Annotated in this window: 14 protein-coding genes; 11 read left to right on the plus strand and 3 right to left on the minus strand. The window is 43.9% G+C overall.

Annotated elements, in window-relative coordinates; translation table 11 throughout:
* The first annotated feature begins 167 nt into the window (after nt 1–167).
* A complete protein-coding gene (gene leuS / locus H9Q77_RS07545) occupies nt 168–2,579 on the plus strand; it encodes a leucine--tRNA ligase (RefSeq protein WP_249327035.1) in 2,412 nt (803 codons plus the stop codon).
* A 78-nt stretch (nt 2,580–2,657) separates the two neighbouring features.
* On the opposite strand, the gene H9Q77_RS07550 is transcribed toward leuS, so the two are convergent.
* The 3 genes from H9Q77_RS07550 to H9Q77_RS07560 all read right to left on the minus strand — a co-directional run bounded on the left by H9Q77_RS07550 (nt 2,658) and on the right by H9Q77_RS07560 (nt 3,839).
* A complete protein-coding gene (locus H9Q77_RS07550; RefSeq protein WP_249327037.1) occupies nt 2,658–2,960 on the minus strand; it encodes a hypothetical protein in 303 nt (100 codons plus the stop codon).
* The gene (locus H9Q77_RS07555) at nt 2,923–3,417 is read right to left on the minus strand and encodes a hypothetical protein (protein ID WP_249327038.1); all 495 of its coding nucleotides are present in this window, start codon (nt 3,415–3,417) and stop codon (nt 2,923–2,925) included. Before H9Q77_RS07555 ends, H9Q77_RS07550 begins: the two co-directional genes overlap by 38 nt.
* 137 nt (nt 3,418–3,554) lie before the next feature.
* Nucleotides 3,555–3,839, minus strand: coding sequence for a hypothetical protein (locus H9Q77_RS07560; protein ID WP_022154267.1), 285 nt, complete (start codon nt 3,837–3,839; stop codon nt 3,555–3,557).
* Between the two features lie 220 nt (nt 3,840–4,059).
* Here H9Q77_RS07560 and srtB point away from each other — a divergent pair, with 220 nt between their 5' ends.
* From srtB to H9Q77_RS07610, 10 genes are all read left to right on the plus strand, one after another.
* Nucleotides 4,060–5,262, plus strand: coding sequence for a class B sortase (gene srtB / locus H9Q77_RS07565; protein WP_118552092.1), 1,203 nt, complete (start codon nt 4,060–4,062; stop codon nt 5,260–5,262).
* Nucleotides 5,263–5,265: 3 nt separating this feature from the next.
* The gene (locus H9Q77_RS07570; RefSeq protein ID WP_249327040.1) at nt 5,266–10,116 is read left to right on the plus strand and encodes a leucine-rich repeat protein; all 4,851 of its coding nucleotides are present in this window, start codon (nt 5,266–5,268) and stop codon (nt 10,114–10,116) included.
* Nucleotides 10,117–10,141: 25 nt separating this feature from the next.
* A complete protein-coding gene (locus H9Q77_RS07575) occupies nt 10,142–11,446 on the plus strand; it encodes a leucine-rich repeat protein (protein WP_249327042.1) in 1,305 nt (434 codons plus the stop codon).
* A 95-nt stretch (nt 11,447–11,541) separates the two neighbouring features.
* Nucleotides 11,542–12,462 (plus strand): S8 family peptidase, encoded by a 921-nt coding sequence (locus tag H9Q77_RS07580; RefSeq protein ID WP_249327044.1) that lies wholly within the window; start codon nt 11,542–11,544, stop codon nt 12,460–12,462.
* Between the two features lie 191 nt (nt 12,463–12,653).
* The gene (locus H9Q77_RS07585) at nt 12,654–14,066 is read left to right on the plus strand and encodes a beta/alpha barrel domain-containing protein (protein WP_022153810.1); all 1,413 of its coding nucleotides are present in this window, start codon (nt 12,654–12,656) and stop codon (nt 14,064–14,066) included.
* 53 nt (nt 14,067–14,119) lie between these two features.
* A complete protein-coding gene (locus tag H9Q77_RS07590; RefSeq protein ID WP_249327045.1) occupies nt 14,120–14,824 on the plus strand; it encodes a GntR family transcriptional regulator in 705 nt (234 codons plus the stop codon).
* Between the two features lie 68 nt (nt 14,825–14,892).
* The gene (locus H9Q77_RS07595; protein WP_022153808.1) at nt 14,893–16,101 is read left to right on the plus strand and encodes an NADP-dependent isocitrate dehydrogenase; all 1,209 of its coding nucleotides are present in this window, start codon (nt 14,893–14,895) and stop codon (nt 16,099–16,101) included.
* A 91-nt stretch (nt 16,102–16,192) separates the two neighbouring features.
* Nucleotides 16,193–16,621: a DUF6560 family protein gene (locus tag H9Q77_RS07600; RefSeq protein ID WP_249327046.1), complete on the plus strand. Its 429-nt coding sequence runs from the start codon at nt 16,193–16,195 to the stop codon at nt 16,619–16,621.
* A gap of 670 nt (nt 16,622–17,291) precedes the next feature.
* A complete protein-coding gene (locus H9Q77_RS07605) occupies nt 17,292–19,646 on the plus strand; it encodes an ATP-binding protein (RefSeq protein WP_249327048.1) in 2,355 nt (784 codons plus the stop codon).
* Nucleotides 19,633–20,589 (plus strand): HNH endonuclease, encoded by a 957-nt coding sequence (locus tag H9Q77_RS07610; RefSeq protein WP_249327050.1) that lies wholly within the window; start codon nt 19,633–19,635, stop codon nt 20,587–20,589. The genes H9Q77_RS07605 and H9Q77_RS07610 overlap by 14 nt, the downstream gene beginning before the upstream one ends.
* Nucleotides 20,590–20,722 lie beyond the last annotated feature (133 nt).

Here is a 20,722-nt window from a genome sequence, read left to right on the forward strand (position 1 = left end):
TATATATGATATGCACAGAGAACAGAAAATATGTACAAATATGTATGGATAGAGCCGCAGTCCTTGACAGTATCGGCAAAACACGATAAAATAATCGATAGTTTTTTAACGACTTGAGAACATGAATTTTAAATAGAAAGCTTCTCATAGTTTAGGAGGAAATGATTATGGCAGTACCTTACAATCACAGAGAGGTAGAGAAAAAATGGCAGACTGTCTGGGATGACGAAAAAGCATTCAAGACTTCCGACGATTTCTCCAAGCCCAAATATTACGCACTGGTAGAGTTCCCTTATCCTTCCGGACAGGGATTACACGTAGGTCATCCGAGACCTTATACCGCACTGGATATCGTAGCACGTAAGCGCAGAATGCAGGGATACAACGTGCTGTATCCTATGGGATGGGATGCGTTCGGTCTCCCTACCGAGAATTACGCAATTAAAAATCACATCCATCCCAAGATCGTAACCAAGAATAACGTGGCAAGATTCAAGAATCAGCTGCATTCCTTAGGTTATTCCTTTGACTGGGACAGAGAGATCAATACCACGGATCCCGAGTATTATCATTGGACCCAGTGGATCTTCTTAAAGCTGTTCAAGGCAGGACTGGCTTACAAGACAGAGATGCCGATCAACTGGTGTACCTCCTGTAAGGTAGGTCTTGCAAATGAGGAGGTAGTCAATGGCGTCTGCGAGCGTTGCGGTTCCGAAGTCATCCGTAAGGTCAAGAGCCAGTGGATGCTGAAGATCACTGAATATGCAGACAAGCTGATCCAGGGACTGGACACCGTAGATTATATCGAGCGTGTCAAGGTTTCCCAGAAGAACTGGATCGGAAAGTCCCAGGGTGCGGAAGTAGACTTTACCCTCACCGGAAAAGATGAGAAGCTGCGCATTTACACCACCAGACCGGATACTCTGTTCGGTGTTACCTACATGGTAGTATCTCCGGAGCATCCTGTACTGGATAAATACAAGGACGAGATCAAGAACTGGGATGATATCGTGGCATATCGTGAGATGGCTGCGAAAAAGTCTGATTTCGAACGTACCGAGCTGGCAAAGGATAAGACCGGTGTCTGCATCCAGGGTCTGACCGCTACCAATCCCGTCAACGGTAAAGAGATCCCTGTATGGGTATCTGACTATGTATTGATGACTTACGGTACCGGCGCTATCATGGCAGTACCTGCCCATGATGAGAGAGACTGGGAGTTCGCTAAAAAGTTTGGCATGCCTATTATCGAAGTTGTAGCCGGAAACCCTGTCAGCGTAGAAGAAGCTGTATATACCGATGTTGCTGATGGTACTTTGGTCAATTCCGATTTCCTGAACGGCCTGTCTGTGGCAGAAGCCAAAGAGAAGATCATGAACTATCTGGAAGAGAAGGGCATCGGTAACCGCAAGACCAATTATAAATTAAGAGACTGGGTATTCTCCAGACAGCGTTACTGGGGTGAGCCGATCCCTATCGTACATTGTGACAAGTGCGGATATGTTCCCATTGATGAGAGCGAACTGCCGCTGCAGTTACCCGATGTAGAGAGCTACATGCCTACCGATACCGGAGAATCTCCTCTGGCTGCCATGACTGACTGGGTAAATACCACCTGTCCCTGCTGTGGCGGTCCGGCAAAGAGAGAGACCGATACCATGCCTCAGTGGGCAGGTTCTTCCTGGTATTACCTGCGTTATACCGATCCTCACAATGACAAGGCACTGGCAAGTCCTGAAGCATTGAAGTACTGGCTGCCGGTTGACTGGTACAACGGCGGTATGGAACATACCACACTGCATCTTTTGTACTCCCGTTTCTGGCATAAGTTCCTGTATGATCAGGGCGTAGTACCTACTCCCGAACCTTACCAGAAGAGAACCAGCCACGGTATGATCCTGGGATCCAACGGTGAGAAGATGTCCAAGTCCCGTGGCAATGTGGTAAATCCGGACGATATCGTACAGGATTACGGTGCAGATACTCTGCGTACCTACGAGATGTTCATCGGTGCCTTTGATCTGAGTGCTTCCTGGAGTGAGGAAGGCGTAAAGGGATGCCGTAGATTCCTTGAGAGAGTCTGGAAGTTGCAGGATATCCTGACTGATGAAGAAGGCTATAGTGCAGATTTAGAGACCAAGATGCACCAGACCATTAAAAAGGTCAGCAGCGATTTCGAGAACCTGAAGTACAACACCGCCATCGCGGCCATGATGTCCCTGATCAACGAGTTCTACAAGAAGAACTCCATTACCAGAGGCGAATACAAGACACTGCTTACTCTGCTTAACCCCGTAGCACCTCATATCACCGAGGAATTGTGGCAGACTGCCGGCTTTGAAGGCAGACTGTATCAGGCGGCATGGCCTGATTTCGAGGAAGAGAAGACCGTAGAGAGCGTTGTCGAGATCGGTGTTCAGGTCAACGGCAAGATGCGTGTGACCATCAATGTTTCCAAGGATGAGACCAAGGAAAATGTCATCGCCATGGCAAAAGAAGCTCTGGGAGACAAGCTGACCGGCAACATTGTAAAAGAGATCTACGTTCCCGGCAGAATCGTCAACATCGTAGTTAAGTAGTCACAGAAAGCGTGATAACGCGACTATGCGAATGGCATTGAATGAATTTTCGAGAAATAAGATAACTCCTGACAGACCTTATGTCTGCCGGGAGTTATTTCTTTGTGCTTTACTTTTTTCTAAAATGTTTTGAATCTGCTTCCGTTCTGCTTCACTGCTGTATTTTTTGATGGCAGTGATGGCGGCCTGCATTTCCTGTGGGGTAAAAGTAAGATGCTCCTGCTTTGCCTTACGCATGGCAGGCATGAGAAGTGCCATCATTTCTTTTTGTGATTTGCCATGCCCTTTGGCAAAAAGAGTGGAGAGAAATTCTAATTTTTCTCTGGGGATGTCCTTCACAAGATCATCCTGCATCCAGAGGGGAGTCTGGGAAGAATCCATTTTGTTGACCTCCTGATTGATTTTGAGTGGCTGCGAAAAGTTCGGACAACATAGCCGGATCACAACCGTCCAGATCGGAGAAACCTTCCGGGAACAGCTCCTGCATGGACTTAGCCATATCCATCATTTCTTGAAAATTATGGATATTGTCAAGCATCTGGGTGACCTGCTGCAGGGATGCTTTCTGCGTTTCATCGCATAAAGGCATGAGATCACTGCATAGTTCACCGGCGAGACTGCTTCCATCGGATGATAGAGGAAAACTGTGCAGAGCAGTCTCCGGATGCTTTCTAAACAGTGCCAGCGTATATTGCAATTCCAAAAATTTTATGTAGACAGCAAGTCCTTTCAGGAGATGCGGATCTATATAATAGGCAAGTGTTTTCAGAATCTGAATGCGGTTGTTGGTAAATAAAGTGTCAAAGGCGGCCGCCTTGTCGATTCTGTTATCATCCATGCAGATAATACCTTCCAGTAAATGAATTACTAGTATCTTATGAAGCGGATAATTCGCTTATGCCAATCAGTCATTCGGGGTACGGAAGATCCGCACCCCGGGATGATCGATCATACGTGTGTAAAAAGTCCGGTAAATCAGCAACCGCAATTTCCACAGCCGTTGTTGCCACCGCCACAGAAGCAGGACAGGAGCAGAATCCAGATCAGCCATTCGCAACAATCATTTCCGCCGCAACCATTGTTTTTATTGCCCAGAAGTCCGCAGCTGTTGTTGCCGCAACCGTTACCGCAGCCACCGCCGCAGAACAGTAAAAGGATGATCCAGATGCAGCTGTTGCCGAAGATACCGTTACTACAGTTGTTATTGTTGCTGCAGGAATTATTATTGCAGCCACAGTTTGTAGCAGTTAAGTCACTCATTTTTAGTGCCTCCACTTTTTATTTATGCTCTATTGTATGCGGGGGAGCCTGTCAATGTTTCCGGAAAAGACTTGCAATAATTTTCTAATATAGTAAAATAAAAATAGCTATGTGGAAATGTAATAGATGATAATATGTAGTTAAAATGATGTAGGTTTAATTCATATAGGTTTAACCCATTTATCCCTGACATCTTATTATTTACTTAAGGATAGATTGAATGACACAGAAGATATATATCGTAGAAGGGCGGCAGTTTCGAACAGAGGCGGATTATCAGAACGCTCTGAAGGATCAGCAGGTGATTGAAAATCTTCGGATGCAGACTAAGAAGATGAACTTGTCGGATCAGAAGAAGCTCCTGGAAGTGATCCGTAGTGGAAAATGCAGATTTCACAGTATCCTGGGACAGGATTATATGGAGGAACTGGCAGAAGAAATTCACAGACAGGAACGAAAAGATGCCCCGGTTTCCAGAGCCAATGCAACGAAAAAAAAGGAACCTTTAAAGAAGCCAGTAAAGAAAAAAGAAACACCGAAACATAGGAAGGCCGCACAGAAGCAGAAAAAAACGCAGTTTGATGAACAGGAACTGGATAAAATAGTTAAAGAAGAATTGAAAAAGCAGGAAAAACGCAGAAAATTACTGGTAGTCCTCTGTAGTATGGCAGCCATTGTCTGCCTGGGGTATTTCGGTGTATATAATTGGTACAATTATCGTACCGCTGATAATTACAAGCAGCTGAGCGAATTGAAAGATAAAGAGCCAACAGCAAGTGATGCACCGGCTCCGGTGATTCATTATACCGCGGAGGAAGGACAGAGCACGCCGCCTCCGGTGCTGGATGAATATAAAAATTTATTAAATAAGAACAAAAGACTAATCGGATGGGTAAAAATTGACGATACTAATATAGATTACCCTGTAATGCAGACAACGGATAACGAATATTATCTGGATCACAATCTGAATCAGGAGTATGACAAGAACGGATCCATTTTCATGGACAAGGACTGTGATGTGTTGAAACCCAGCACAAACCTTATTCTGTACGGGCATCACATGAAGAGCGGGCAGATGTTCGGAGGCTTATCCTTATACAGCGACCAGAGCTATTATGAGAAACATCCCTGCATACAGTTTGATACCATCTATGAAAAAGGTCTGTATGAGATCATGTATGTATTCCGTTCAAGGGTATACAGTGAAGATGAGATCGTTTTCAAATATTATCAGTTTATAGACGCCCAGAGCGAGCAGGAATTTGACTCTTATATGAATGACATGGAGGGGATGTCATTATATGACACAGGAGTCACGGCCTCGTTCGGTGACCGGCTGCTGACACTATCCACCTGTGATTATCAGGAGAAAAACGGCAGATTCGTAGTGGTTGCCAAAAAAGTGACGACAAAGGAGTAAAGGATGACTAAGGGTACAAAAAAGACCAACAGAAGATTAAAAAAGACAGTAAGGAAGACCCTGGGAACATTGTTCCTGATCTCAGCGATCGTAGTGGCAGCGATTCCTACGGAAGGACTGCGTGCGGAAGAGGAGATCGCAACACAGGCAGCAAGTCATACACATCAGACAACACATAGCTCTTCTAAATATAAGGTTACGATTCCGAAGGACGCATCAGAGAAAGCAAGTCTGCTTTCCGGTAGCAGCACAATTCCCACCATGGATACGCTGATTCCTGTGGTAGACAGAAATGCGACCATTTATACAACAGAGACTAACACAGACGGAACCAGCTATCAGTTTGCCTATGTGAACTATAAGAATTCCTGGTGTGCAGTATTGCTTGGTTATAATAAAAATACGACATTGACTGGGAATGTACTGGATATTCCCGATATGGTAAATGCGTACATACAGCCTACCGGTAACCAGGGTACCATCAATGGTTACGTGGCGGCAAGTAAGAATGGACAGCCTTTGTATTATGAGGCTCTGACAGAGAAGACCAGAGAGGTGGAAGTACAGGCAACAGATCCGAATACAGGTCTACCGTTATATGATTCACAGGGTAAACCGGTGATGGAGACGAAGACTGAGACTTATAAGGATGGTGAGATGCGTCCTTGTTATGCTACGGACAATGCCTGGAAAAAACTTTCTCTTGTGGATTTCTTCCAGAAAAAGGGCAGCGGTTATTCTTACACCAGTACGCAGGCGGAAAATGAGGATAAAACAGCAAAAGTATATGACGGATTTGCAAAGACAGAACAGCCGGATGATCAGTGGATCAAGGATCTGGATGTAAAATACATTGGTAACCAGTATCTGGCATCTACAGCCAATCCAAATGGTACCTATACCTGGTCTGTGGCAGGAGATATCACATCTAAAAATCCGTTAGACGGTATTTTCGCCGGAGCCAGCAATATTGTAACACTGAACATTGGTGAGAAACTCATTGGTGTCGGCAACTATGCGTTCTATGGCTGTAATGGTCTGAACAGCATTTCCTTTGGTAATGGTATCACTGTCATCGGTAACTGGGCATTTGCGGAATGCGGCAGTATGAAAGCAGTGAACATCCCCAGAGAGTGTAACCTGGCACAGCTGGGAGATCATGCTTTCTACAGTTGTACTCAGTTGACGGATATTGATATTCCTATTTCTGTAAGTTATATCGGAGACTATGCATTCGCGGAATGCCGGTATTTATATGAAGTAGAGATATGTAATCCGGAGCAGGAGAACGGCATCAGTTCCAGCAGCCTGAAGGAAATGGGCTGGAATGTATTTGAAAATGATGAAACCCTGTATTCCGTGACTTTCCCGGATATGTACAGCGAGACCATTGGAATCTCCATGTTCAAGGGATGTAAGAACCTGCATTATGTAGCTTCCCGAAATGCACAGTTTACCATCAACTCCGGAAAAGCAGATGACGATGTGTATTGCTTTGACTGCTTTAAGTCCATGCTTGCGGATGATCCGGTAAACGGTACCTTCTATTTTGAAGGACTAAGAGAAAGCAAACTTCACAAGCTATGTCAGGAAAATTGTTTTGCATTCAGTTACATTAATTATAATCCTGACACACATTTATATGAGAAATTGAACAAATACGAATTGACGGTTCAGGATCCCAATGTTTCAGGTGAACCTGGTCGGTCTACGTTTATAGTAGATTCCTCCAACCAGTTGCTTAATGCCAGCGTAGGAACCGGCGTTAAGACATTGAATATCCCGGATCCCATCGGACCATATCATATTTACAATATCTCGGCAAATACATTTGCCAACAATTGTAACCTGACAATGGTATCTCTGCCTGCCAGTGTACAGTCGGTAGGAGATGGTGCTTTCCGTGGATGTCATAATCTGGCAACGGTAATATTTAACAATAGCAGTATCGCTATTGGAACGGATGCGTTTAAGACCCAGGACTTTACCGGTACACACAGAACGGGCTGTACACACAGCACAGCGACAGCTATGAACGATGCAGATAACAGTCCGGCAGTGAAACTGACCTTTGTAGGAGAAATCTCACCGGAGTCCACACCGTATAAGTATGCGATGAGTCCGGACGGCAGATATAATAACAGCAGTCAGGTGGCAACCTATGTCAGATATTGCAGCGGATGGCCGTCCAATCTGGTCGCACAGTACAACCCGGAGAAGAATGTCAGCGAACTGATCGATTTCCCGGCATTTACGGAATTGACCAAATACTTAAATAAAGATGATTATCCGTATCTGACAGATGCCCAGAGAAGTGCAGCGGAAACTGCACTGACCAAATATAATGCTGGAGAGTCTCTGACAGAGGATCAGCAGCAGTTTATTGATTCCGCACTGAACGTGACCATACCGGAAGGCATTCAGGCAATCAAGGACGGTCTGTTTGTGGAAAAAGAGAAGGATCAGAAGGAAAAGACTCTGACCATATACGGTCTCGACAGTATTGAAGAAAATGACTTCAAGGGCGCAAAATATCTGACCGGTGTGATCAGCTACAGCAATACCCTGTCCAGCATAGCAAAAAATGCCTTTGATGGCTGTGAGAAACTGGCTACAGTAGAGATCAACGGCAATACCCAGTCCATTGGCGACTATGCATTTAAAGACTGTGTTGCTCTGAAAGATGTGTCCCTGTCCGGAACCATCAGCAGTCTTGGTAATATTCCATTTACCGGTTGCAAAATTCTGGATAAGGTAGGATTCCAGGGAACCGATTATTTCACCTGCGACAATTCGATTATCTATGGAATGAACGGCAGTGCAAAAGCGAAGATTATTGAATGCTTAGAGGGTAGAACCAGCAAGCGTGTGAATGCCAAAGAGACAACGGGCGTGACGGAAATGGCACCGGAGGCGTTCCGCGGCTGCGACAATCTGACTACGATCGATCTGTCGGACAGTGCCATTACGGTAGTGCCTTCCTATGCGTTTGCGGAGACTAAGAATCTGGATACCGTGAAACTGCCGATCACCTGTGAAGAACTGAAAGATAATGTATTCAACGGCAGTAGCATTAAATGGCTGGAGGAGTCCAGTGAGAGATTAACACTGATTGACCAGGATACTTTTACCGGAATCCTTAAAGATAAGGGAGATGTTACCTTATGTGCTCCGAAGACCAGTTATCTCTACAGATATGGTGATGCGAACGGATTTGCAGTGGAAGATACTCCGCTGGAGGAAATCTATACCGTTATCTTCCGTGACTGGAATGAAGAACTGCAGAAAAATGTCCAGGTAGACGAACAACAGGTACGGGGCGGGGAAGATGCGGTTCCGCCTACACCGTTAGGTAAGACCGGCGAAGTATTTAAGGGATGGGATGGCGATTACACGAACATCACGGAAGATACAACATGTACCGCTATTTATGAGAAGGAAGATCCCGATGCAAGTAAATTGACCGTAACCTTCCAGGATTGGGATGGTACGGTAATTAAGAAGATCAAGGTATCCTCCGGCGGCAGCATCGCAGATGCGGATCTGCCAAACACATCTAATCTTGTGAGAGATGGTTATATCTTCATCGGATGGGACAGACCTCTGACCAATATTACAGAGTCTTTTACCACCATGGCACAATATAAGGCGCTAAGCGAAGATGATATTGTAGTCAGATATATCAATAGTGTGACCAAGGAAGTGTTCTATCAGACAACGATCAAGAAGGGTACGGTTGCACCCAGTATCCAGACTCCTACGGTCAGTGGCTATACTTTCAAGGAATGGCTGCCGGATATTGCAACAGCTATCACAGAAAATACAGATTTCTATGCAGTATATGAAGCCAGTGGCTCTAATAATGGTGGAACTGCCAGTCCGGGTGCAAGCACCAGCCCCGGAGCAAGCACCAGTCCGGGAGGCAATAATAACAACGGAACTACTGCCAAGATGTATACTCTGACAGTTAAAAACGGTTCCGGCTCCGGCAGTTATGTAGCAGGTTCCCAGCCGATCATCGTTGCGAATGATCCGGCAAAGAATCAACAGTTCAGCAGCTGGTCAATAGATCCGGCCAATACGAAGATTGCCAGCAAGGTATTGTCTGCAACGGTCATCACTATGCCGGAAGCTAATGTAACGGTAACTGCAAATTATACTGCAAAATCCGGTTCAGGTAACAAAACAAATACATCTACAGGAAGCGGTAATTCCACGAATTCCAATTCCAACAGAAGACCGAGCAGCACTACTACGGGAACCGTATCCGGTGGCAGAACCACCGTTGTTATTGATAAAAACGGTCTGTCCAATACCGGTGTGGTATCTGCAACGGTGAATGGATCTTCTGATAACTTTGTGATCAAGATCACAGAGAGTGCAGCAGCTTCCGAAGAGGTAGTTAAGGCTCTGATGGCAGAGTACGGCAGTGATATCAGTGCTATCAAGTATTTCCCCATGGACATCAGTCTCTATGATTCCACCGGCAATACAAAGATCACAGATACCACAGGATTGTCCATCAGCATTACATTGCCTCTGCCGGATTCCCTGATCACCTACGCAGGTAATAATAAAGTGGCCGGAGTAGTGAACAGCAAGCTGGATAAGCTGTCACCGAAGTTCTCCACAATATCCGGAGTATCTTGCGTAACCTTTACGGCAGAGCATTTTTCACCGTATGTGATCTATGTGGATACGAATAATCTGACTGCGGGAACCATCGCAGACAGCACACCTAAGACCGGAGACGGCATTCATCCCAAGTGGTTTCTATCCATGGGACTTGCATGTATTTCGGTAGTACTCTTCATGAAGAAGGACAAAAAGACTCTGCGGAAAGCCAGAGCCTAGTGTGAAATAAAGGATGGGAAGGTTTATGAATCATAAAAAGTGGATGGCTGTCATAGCACTGGCAGTTACCGCATTGATCCTGACACATCTTCCTGTGTCGGAGGCAGATGCGGCAGCGTCTGCCTCTGATTTTCAGACGCAGGGGAGTACACTGGTAAAATACAGAGGGACGGAAGAACGCGTCACGATTCCGGATACAGTGGAAGTCGTAGGCGAGAGTGCCTTTGAGAACAATCAGAAGGTACAGTTCGTTGTAATTCCGAAATCTGTCAAGCGTTTGGATGCCTATGTTTTCTGGGGATGTAACAATCTGGAAGAGGTTGTCCTGGGAAAGGGTCTGACTGCAGTGGACGAGTATTCGTTTGCAGGATGTACGGGTTTAAAGCAGATCACAATTCCGGAAAATGTACAGAGTATTGATGCACAGGCATTTGCGGGATGTATTAATCTCACAGATATTTATATCCCGGCTACGGTGACCGGTATTGCGGAAGATGCTTTCTTAAACTGTGATAATGTGACAATCCATGCGGACGAGGGAAGTGTGGCAGCACAGTTTTCCCAAAAACTTGCGGAGCAGAAAAACCGTGATCCGCTGGTGACGGCAGCTCCTGTACAGACACCGACAGCAGTAAGCAGACCGGATACACAGGCAACGACAGAACCTGTATCAACGACTACGCCTGCACCTGTTGCAACACCGGTTCCCGGTAATGTCCTGGGCAGTACCATTGTTGTAGGGAATCATGCCTTGGTAATGGTGCATCCGGGTGAGGAAAAAGTACAGCAGGGGTATACGGAACCGGAAGCGGGACAGGAGACCGGTGAAGAACAGGATATCACAGCTGAGACAGAGAACGGCAAGATTCCGGAATGGATGTATTATCGTAACCAGTCTGTCAGCGCAGTTACGATCCCGGAAGGTACTACAGAGATCGGACGTTTTGCTTTTTCCAGAAGTTCTCTCCGGACCGTTACGATTCCGGAAGGTGTAACTGTGATTGATTATGCAGCGTTTTATCATTGTGATAATCTGGATAACGTGATATTGCCGGACACGGTGAATACTGTTGGTGCCAAGGCGTTTACCCATACCGGGTGGATGGATGATTTTGAAGAGAACAGTATGGATGATTTTCTGATCAGTGGGGACATCCTGGTAGCTTATAAAGGGAATCTGCCTGAAGTTGTGATACCGGATGGCGTTCGCGTGATCGCAGAGGAAGCATTCCGAAATCATACGGAATTGAAAAAAGTACATCTGCCGGCGAGTGTCACGGATATTGGAAATGACGCTTTCCCGGAGGGGATAGAGATTATAAATGAATAATGGGGTGATTTAACCGACACCCGGAATAGAAACCGGCATAAGATAGATTAAGTCTTATGTCGGTTTTACTATATTTTTACCGGGAAGGAAAACGGATGCAGAGGGTCAGGGAGCAGGTACAGGTACCGGAACAAATATATAGCGTAACTTGGCGGTCAGAGCCTGTAACGGTTGCTGTATTGGATACCGGGATCGCATATCATCCGGATCTTGCCGGGCATTTGTTATGTTTTCGTGATTTCGTGGAGAAGAGCTCTCTGCCGTATGATGATAACGGACATGGAACCCATGTATGTGGCATCCTTTGCGGAAACGGAGAATTGTCGGGTGGAAGGCTTCGGGGAATGGCACCGGCATCGAAACTTGTCGTGGGAAAAGTGTTGGATGGAAAGGGAGAAGGATCCTGTGATTCCATGCAGGAGGCATTTCAGTGGATCCTACGGGTAAAAAACAGGTATCAAATCAGGATCTTAAATATATCTGTCGGAATCGGTGAATTGAAGGAACGATACAAGGAACAGGTACTGCGGGAGTATATGGAATTGTTGTGGGATCATAATATTCTCGTAGTCTGTGCAGCGGGAAATGCAGGACCTGAGGATGGGAGTATTTCGGAGATGGCAAGTAGTCGGAAAGTGTTAACAGTGGGTTGTCACGATGGAAGATATTGTAAAAATGACCCGAAGCGATGCGAAACATATTCCGGAAGAGGTAGAAAATACGACGTCATCCGAAAACCGGATATTGTGGCTCCCGGGACGCGGATCCTGTCCTGCAATGCTTTCTGGAAAAATAGAAATGGCAGATTTTTTAAACCTTATATTGCAAAAAGCGGTACCTCCATGGCAACCCCCATTGTGTCCGGAGCGGCAGCACTGGTACTACAAAAATATCCGAGAATGTCCAATGAAGAATTTCTCCGTAGGGTAGCGCTGACAGCTACGGATCTTGGAGAACCCTGGAATAAGCAGGGCTTCGGAATGCTCAATGTCCGCAGATTATTAGAAAACAAGTAAAATGATAAAATCACTGGGAAAAATAAAAAATGTGATTAAAATAAGTCAATAAAATTAATACTAAAGATATTGACACAAATGGTATGATTGTATACAATGATACGAGAACTGCAAAATGTATTTTTACTGCGCAGAGTAAAAATAGAAAACAATATTGCAGATGTCGAATGTCAGGGAAGAGAGGTATACCAATGAGAGATAGTGATGCATTTCAGAATCGTCCGGTCTCCATGAATCCGAAGAACAACCTTCTGGAGATTGAGGAGCATATGTACATACTGGATGATGTGGAGAAGCCGAACGTGTTCCGTAATATGTTCCCTTATTCCGAAATCCCCAAAATACCTTTTAATGATCGTATCGTGCCTCATAACATGCCGAAGGATATCTGGATCACAGATACCACTTTTAGGGACGGACAGCAGTCCAGGGCACCTTATACCACGGAGCAGATCGTGAAAATCTATGATTATCTGCACGAACTGGGCGGTCCCAACGGAATGATCCGTGCCAGCGAGTTCTTCTTGTACAGCAAAAAGGACAGAGATGCTGTCTATAAGTGCATGGAGAGGGGATATAAGTTCCCTGAGGTCACCAGCTGGATCCGTGCAAGCAAGGAAGATTTTAAATTAGTAAAAGAGATCGGAATGAAGGAGACCGGTATTCTGGTAAGCTGTTCCGATTATCATATTTTCTTAAAGTTAAAAATGACCAGAAGACAGGCAATGGATCACTATTTAAGTGTTATCCGTGACTGCTTAGAGGAGGGCATCAGCCCAAGATGTCACCTGGAGGATATCACCAGAGCAGATATCTACGGCTATGTAGTGCCGTTCTGTCTGGAACTGATGAAATTGATGAAGGAGTATCAGATTCCTATCAAGGTACGTGCCTGCGATACCATGGGATATGGTGTCAACTATCCCGGTGCCGTTATTCCCCGTAGTGTACAGGGTATCATCTATGCGATCCATACCCATGCAGGTGTGCCTCACGAGTTGATCGAGTGGCATGGACATAATGACTTTTACAAGGCAGTGTCCAACTCTACCACAGCATGGCTGTATGGCTGTTCCGGTGTCAACACTTCCCTGTTTGGTATCGGTGAACGTACCGGTAATACGCCTTTGGAGGCAATGGTATTCGAGTATGCACAGTTAAAGGGCGACTTAAACGGTATGAATACCCGTGTGATCACGGAGCTGGCAGAGTACTATGAGAAAGAAATAGGTTATCAGATTCCTCCTAGAACCCCGTTTGTGGGCAAGAACTTTAATGTAACCAGAGCCGGCATCCATGCAGACGGACTGCTTAAGAACGAGGAGATCTACAATATCTTCGATACTGAGAAATTCCTGAACCGTCCGGTATTGTGCGCTATTTCCAACACCTCTGGTCTGGCAGGTATCGCGCACTGGCTGAACACTTACTACAAGTTAAAGGGAGACAAGCAGGTACAGAAGAATTCCGAACTGGTAGCAGAGATCAAAAAGTGGGTAGACGAAGAATATGCCGGCGGTCGTGTCACCGTACTTACGGATGATGAGATCGTGGCATGTGTTAACCGTATTTGCCTGGAGAAGAATCTGAAGATCGGAGAGTAAACATAGAATGAACATGACAACGGTAACAGCGTTGTCTGGAATCGAGGATTATAGTGAGTAAGTATGATGTAAAGCAGGAAGTAACGGACAAGTTCTCCCTGCGGGGACGGGTATTTCACAAGCTGAGAGAGGACATTTTAAGCGGAAAATACCAGGAACATGAAGAATTGAAGGAAGTGGCGATCGGTGAGGAGATGGGCGTCAGCAGAACCCCTGTCAGAGAGGCATTCCGTCAGCTGGAGCTGGAGGGGCTGATCCAGATCATTCCGAACAAGGGTGCCTATGTCACCGGCATTACGCAGAAGGACGTGAAGGATATTTATATGATCCGTTCTTTGTTGGAAGGACTGTGTGCACGCTGGGCCACGGAGCATATCACTAAGGAACAGATGGAAGAGATGGAGGAGAATGTCTATTTGTCTAAGTTCCATGCTCAAAAAGGGCATCTGGAGCAGTTGGCAGAGTTAGACAATCGTTTCCATGATATTCTGTACGAAGCCTGTGACAGCAAGATGTTAGAACACCAACTGAAGGATTTCCATCAGTATGTTCTCCGTGTCCGTAAGAAGACGCTGTCCAGTGCCAATAGAGGTCCGAAGTCCAATGAAGAGCATGAGCAGATCATGGAGGCAATCAAGGCTGGCAACGCCGATCTGGCAGAGCAGCTGGCACATCAGCACATGATCAATGCCTATGAGAACATGGTGAAGAACGGTCTGAATGAGGCTTATGCACAGCAGGCTGGAAGTCAGGAATAAGTTGCCTGTTGGAACGAATTACGTTAAAATATAATAGAACGAAAATTAATACCGGAAAGGAAATCGTTATGGAAAAGATCAAAATGACAACCCCTCTCGTGGAGATGGACGGAGACGAAATGACCAGAATCCTCTGGCAGATGATCAAGGATGAGCTGTTACTGCCCTATATCGATCTGAAGACAGAGTACTATGATCTGGGACTGGAACATCGTAATGAGACAGACGATCAGGTAACCGTGGATTCTGCCAATGCTACCTTAAAATATGGTGTTGCCGTAAAATGTGCTACCATTACCCCCAACGCTGCCAGAATGACAGAGTACAACCTGAAGGAGATGTGGAAGAGTCCCAACGGAACCATCCGCGCCATCTTAGACGGTACCGTATTCCGTGCACCAATCCTGGTAAAGGGCATCGTTCCCTACGTAAAGAACTGGACCAAGCCCATCACCATCGCCCGTCATGCTTATGGTGATGTCTATAAAAATACAGAGATCAAGGTACCCGGACCCGGTAAGGCAGAGCTGGTATTCACCGCAGCAGACGGCACTGAGACCCGTGAACTGATCCATAATTTCGACGGAGCCGGTATCATTCAGGGTATCCACAATACCAATAAATCCATCGAGAGCTTTGCAAGAGCATGCTTCAGCTATGCGGTAGATACGAAGCAGGATCTGTGGTTCTCCACCAAGGACACCATTTCCAAAAAATACGATCATACCTTCAAGGATATTTTTCAGGAGATCTATGATAACGAGTATAAGGCTAAATTTGAGGAACTGGGCATCGAATATTTCTACACTCTGATCGATGATGCCGTAGCCCGTGTCATCCGTTCTGAGGGCGGATTCATCTGGGCATGTAAGAACTACGATGGTGATGTAATGTCCGATATGGTAGCTACCGCTTACGGCGATCTGTCCATGATGACCTCTGTACTGGTATCTCCCAGCGGCGTTTATGAGTACGAGGCTGCTCATGGAACTGTACAGCGTCATTACTACAAGCACTTAAAGGGTGAAGAGACCTCCACCAACTCCATTGCTACCATCTACGCATGGACCGGAGCTCTCAGAAAGCGCGGCGAGCTGGATCAGATTCCAGAGCTGTGCAACTTCGCAGACAAGCTGGAGCAGGCATGCATCAAGACCATCGAGGACGGCAAGATGACCAAGAGCCTGTCCCTGATCTCTACCTGTGAGCATCCTGTGATCCTCAACAGCCTGGACTTCATCAAGGCGATCAGAGAGACCCTGGACAGCCTGCTGTAAAAATAAAATGGAAGAAATGGATGCTTCCCTGTAGCAATGGGGGCATCCGTTTTTGGTGTACACCCAAAGATCTTACCGGAGGATTACAGAAGTGAAGGATGAAAAAGAAGCTGTGTGTTCCGGAAGAACATTGACACCATTGCTACTTGGAGTGTTTTTCTGGTTCATCGGAGTGGGAGTTTTTTTAATATTGATTTCAAGCACTTCAAAGGAAGTGAAAGGCGCAGGCATTATCTTTTTCATATTATGTGGAATGGAAGGGAGCTATTTCCTCCTGTTTTGGCGCAACAAAAGAATTACTATGACGCGGGATGATATTACTTACCGTTCCATTTGGGGAAAAGAGAAAAAATACTCATGGGAAGACGTGAGATCGGTGCGTTATAAGTCGGCTGGAAGAGGGGCGTATAGAATTCTGATCCAAACAGACCGAAAGATATGTATCGAAACCGGAATGATGGAAAACAGTGAAGAGGCTGAAAAACTGATAAAGGGAAAAGGGTATTTAGGTCTCCATTAACCTTCGGTAATCAATCCGTAAAGAGATGAACATTAACGAGTGGGAAGCTTAGTCTTCCCATATTTTTTTACTCGAAATACAAAGGAGTAGTACCATGTTTACGTTGGAAGCAGAGATGATTTTAATGTCGTCTCTGCTTTTTTCGTGGATTTTTTATTAATTATCTTGGAAGAATTTGGGGCATTTTGGCGAAGAATAGTTGCGGGGGATCGGGGATACAGGTACAATAGAAGGAAAGGAATCGGCAAACGATAAAAGCATGCGAAAGTGGAAGAAGGTGGATTTAATACGGAATAAAAAAAGGCTGTTTGATGAAATAAAATATTATTGTGAAGAAAATAAACTGGATCAGAGGATGTTTCTTCGGCAGGAGATTCTTCGGGAGGATATAGAGAATCAGTTATGCCTTATCGCAGACGAAATGGAGAAAAGGATTGCGAATGAGCGTGAAAAAAATTATATAAATGAATTAACAGAAAGTGAGTTCATGACTTTTTGCTGTATTTGCATGGAATGTATTTCTCCGCAAACTGTAATTGAAGAAAAGTGGGAAAAATTACTGGAACACAAACATTTTTGCTATGCGCTTTTTGCAGTTATTGACAAAGAACAGGACGTTGATACTCTGAAAACGATACCTCGGGCAATGTATAGAACAGCGTATTTGTCTATGACAGAACTTTATTATTATTTTTACGGCAGATTTAATGATAATGAAACAGCTATTAAATTGCTTTGCAGATATTACAAAACCGAAATGCGTCTTGATTCGGACGAACGGCAGTATATTGCTGATGCACTGATTGGTCATATTAAAAACGCCGGAGATCAAAATGATTTTGGGTATGCATATAACGGTCTTGAAATGATAGAAAAAAATATACATTATCTGCCGAGGAATATCATCCAAAGAATATTGGAGAAATATACATGCAATGAAGTAGATATGAATTCCATCCACCGCAAACAGGTCTATACGATTATTAAGGGCTTCTTCCAGAATAATGAGGCAGAAAGATTGCAGAAACAATTTCTTTATCTGGACAGCGTAATCATTATGGGGATGCTGAAAGATATCTATAGCGAAGATCGTAGTAATCACGGCCAACCGGCTATTAACTTTTATGGTATGGAGGAAATGCCTATTACTATGGAGTGTTTAACAGTTCCGGATGAGAGAAAGAGCCTCTTTGAAACCTATATGGATAAAGTAAGATCCGAACGTGTTTTCAAGGAAAAAAGTAGGGAAAGCATATTATTTAAAGTTTCATTGGAACAAAAGACGAAGATCATGGTTGAATATTCCGATGAGACATACAAACTGGACTTAAAATCAGATATGGATAATGTATTAAACAGTTATGGCAAGACTGTTTTTTTGGATATGAAAAAAGCGTTTATAAACAGCCGAATAAATAAATACATTTCTTATAAACTGGTCTATCTGAATCAATACCATGGGATGACACAGCAAAAATTTTACTTTGATAAATGTTATGACTATTCTGATGGAGAGATCAAGTATGATGATAAGAAGAAAAAGGAGATTCCACTGACATATTCACCTAAAATAAGTTCCATATATGCTATCGTAGGAAAGAACGGAACGGGAAAGACAAGTCTTGTGAATTTTTTAGGAAATGATTTTGACACAATTATGTATAGACTGGGAGAAGAGGAAACAACTGTTTCCAAAATCGTGGAAAAATATAGGCCCTCCTTGCGAGGGACAGAGTTTCTGGTGATTTTTGAGATGAATAAAAAGAAGTATTATATCTCTAATATGACGATTAAAAAGAGTCCAGAAGAAATAATGGAGTATGGTTCCGGCACAGCAGGCTCCGTGAGACGGCAGTTGAGTAAAATATTTTATTTTTCCAATAAAATTGATATGAATGAAGCATTTGCATTTCAGGGAGAGAAAAATAATGACCTGGGAGAAACACAAAATTACTCAGAACAGCGGGCTTTTGCGGAACGGATTGAGCAAATCAGACAGGGACAGGACGGACAGAAACAAAAGAAAGAGGTCAAAACCAGATATTTTAACAGAGACTTATTGTTTCAACTATTGTATTTAAGAGATCATTTTGAGAAGAAAGAAGAAAATCTGAAAAAACTACTTTGGGAAACATTCTCGGTGGATGATCTGACTATTGGAGATAAAGAAAAGGATGATATTATCCGGAATTTTGTAAGGGGAGAGAAGACTGATATTCATATGGACTTTTTTCATACAACAAATACCTTACAGTATTTCTCGTCCGGGCAATATGCAAGGTTTGATTTTTTTGCAAAACTATACTGGATCGTGAAAGGTTATGCCAACAATAAGGAGTTGATAAAAAGTCTTGGAGACAGTGGAAGGGCGTATGAGAATGAAACTATTGTTGAAAATGATTCCGCCATTCTGTTTATAGATGAGGGAGATCTGTATTATCATCCGGAATGGCAGAGACTGTATATCTCGGATCTGTGCAAAATTATAGAGGAAGCGGTTCCCTGTAATCTGCAAATTATCATTGCCACAAACTCTCCATTTATTCTCTCCGATATTTTTGAAGATAATATTATTTTCCTGTCGGAGGAAGGGGAAAGTGAGGAATCCCACGAACAAACCTTCGGACAAAATATCCATACACTGTTAAAGAAGGACTTTTTTCTGAAATATACCATGGGTGAATTTGCAAGGGAGAAGATTGTACAAGTATTTGAAGCACTGGAATCGAAGGAGCACCAAGAAAACAAGGAGGATCAGGAAAATAAAAAATACCAAAGCAGGAAAGATCTGGCTGACAACATGTCGCAAATATTAAAGCCAGACATAACAGTTGAGAACGTGTACCAGCGAATCTCTGATTTCGCCATGGCAATTGGGGAAGATATTTACCGCAGCCATCTTCTTGGATTGATAGAAGAAGACATGAAGAAAACAGAAAACAGAATCAGCTACCTGAAGAAGAGGCAACAGGAAATCGAAGAAGAATTGCGGGATCTGGAAGGGAAAACGTATGATAAAAATTGAAAAATATGATAAAAAAGTTGAGGATGTCTATTTCGATGCTGTGAAGGCTGTAGTAGATGATGCGTATAGGAAAAAAATCGTGAACCGCGTGAAAAAGTATATGGGAGCAGCATGGCGCAATTTGGCAGAACAAGAATCAGATGAGATATTTCGTAAATGGATTCTTGCAGATTATTCAGAGATTAAAAAGGCCTATCTACAATTATCCAAAGATGAAATGCATGAGGAAACATTTAAGAAAAATGGAAAGTTCAAACGTCTTTATCAGATTTACTATGAGGCTTATAATAAGGTTCGGGGTAAGATAATAAGGATGCCAGGATTAGCGGATCAAAAATTAAATGTCTATTTAGTGAAAAACAGTAAGATCAAGACTTGCCCGTATTGCAACAGAAATTATATAACAGCCAGAGGCGAAAACGTATCCGGAGCGCAGCTGGATCATTTTATTAGCCGAAGCGAATATCCGATTTTTGCATTATGTTTATATAATTTAGTACCTTGTTGCAGCGTCTGCAATTTAGCAAAATTGACAAAAGAATTGGAAGTTTCTCCATTTGCTTCGGAAATGGATGACAACAGCTTTACTTTTACCCCAACAGGAATTTTGCCGGGAGAACAGCCTGCAGTAAAGATAAAAGCTAAAAATGCACAATTGGAGAAAAATATTGAGGTGCTTCACTTGCAGGAGGCGTATGATTTTCATAGCGATGACTTGAAAGAACTGGTAGAATTAAAGGAAATGTATCCGGAAACCCAGATCAGTGAAATTTGTGACCTAATCAACGGAGAGAGAAGGCTTGTTGGCAAGGCGAATCTGACATCCACAGATATCCGCGATATGGTATTTGGAAAACAGGTACCGTATGAAGAATATGGGAAGAAGCCGTTGGCCAAGTTCAGACATGATATTTTAAAGGATTTAGGTGTTTACACGCGCTGATAATGATAATATTTTGGGGAAAAAACGTTCAGTCAAAAAATGCTGAACGTTTTTTATATTTCGATAAATTGAAATATACGCTTCGATTTATCGAAAAACCACACATTTTTATTGACAACTAATAATCAATATC

Source organism: Simiaoa sunii, from assembly GCF_014337175.1.
In the GTDB taxonomy this organism is placed as follows: Bacteria; Bacillota; Clostridia; order Lachnospirales; family Lachnospiraceae; genus Acetatifactor; species Acetatifactor intestinalis.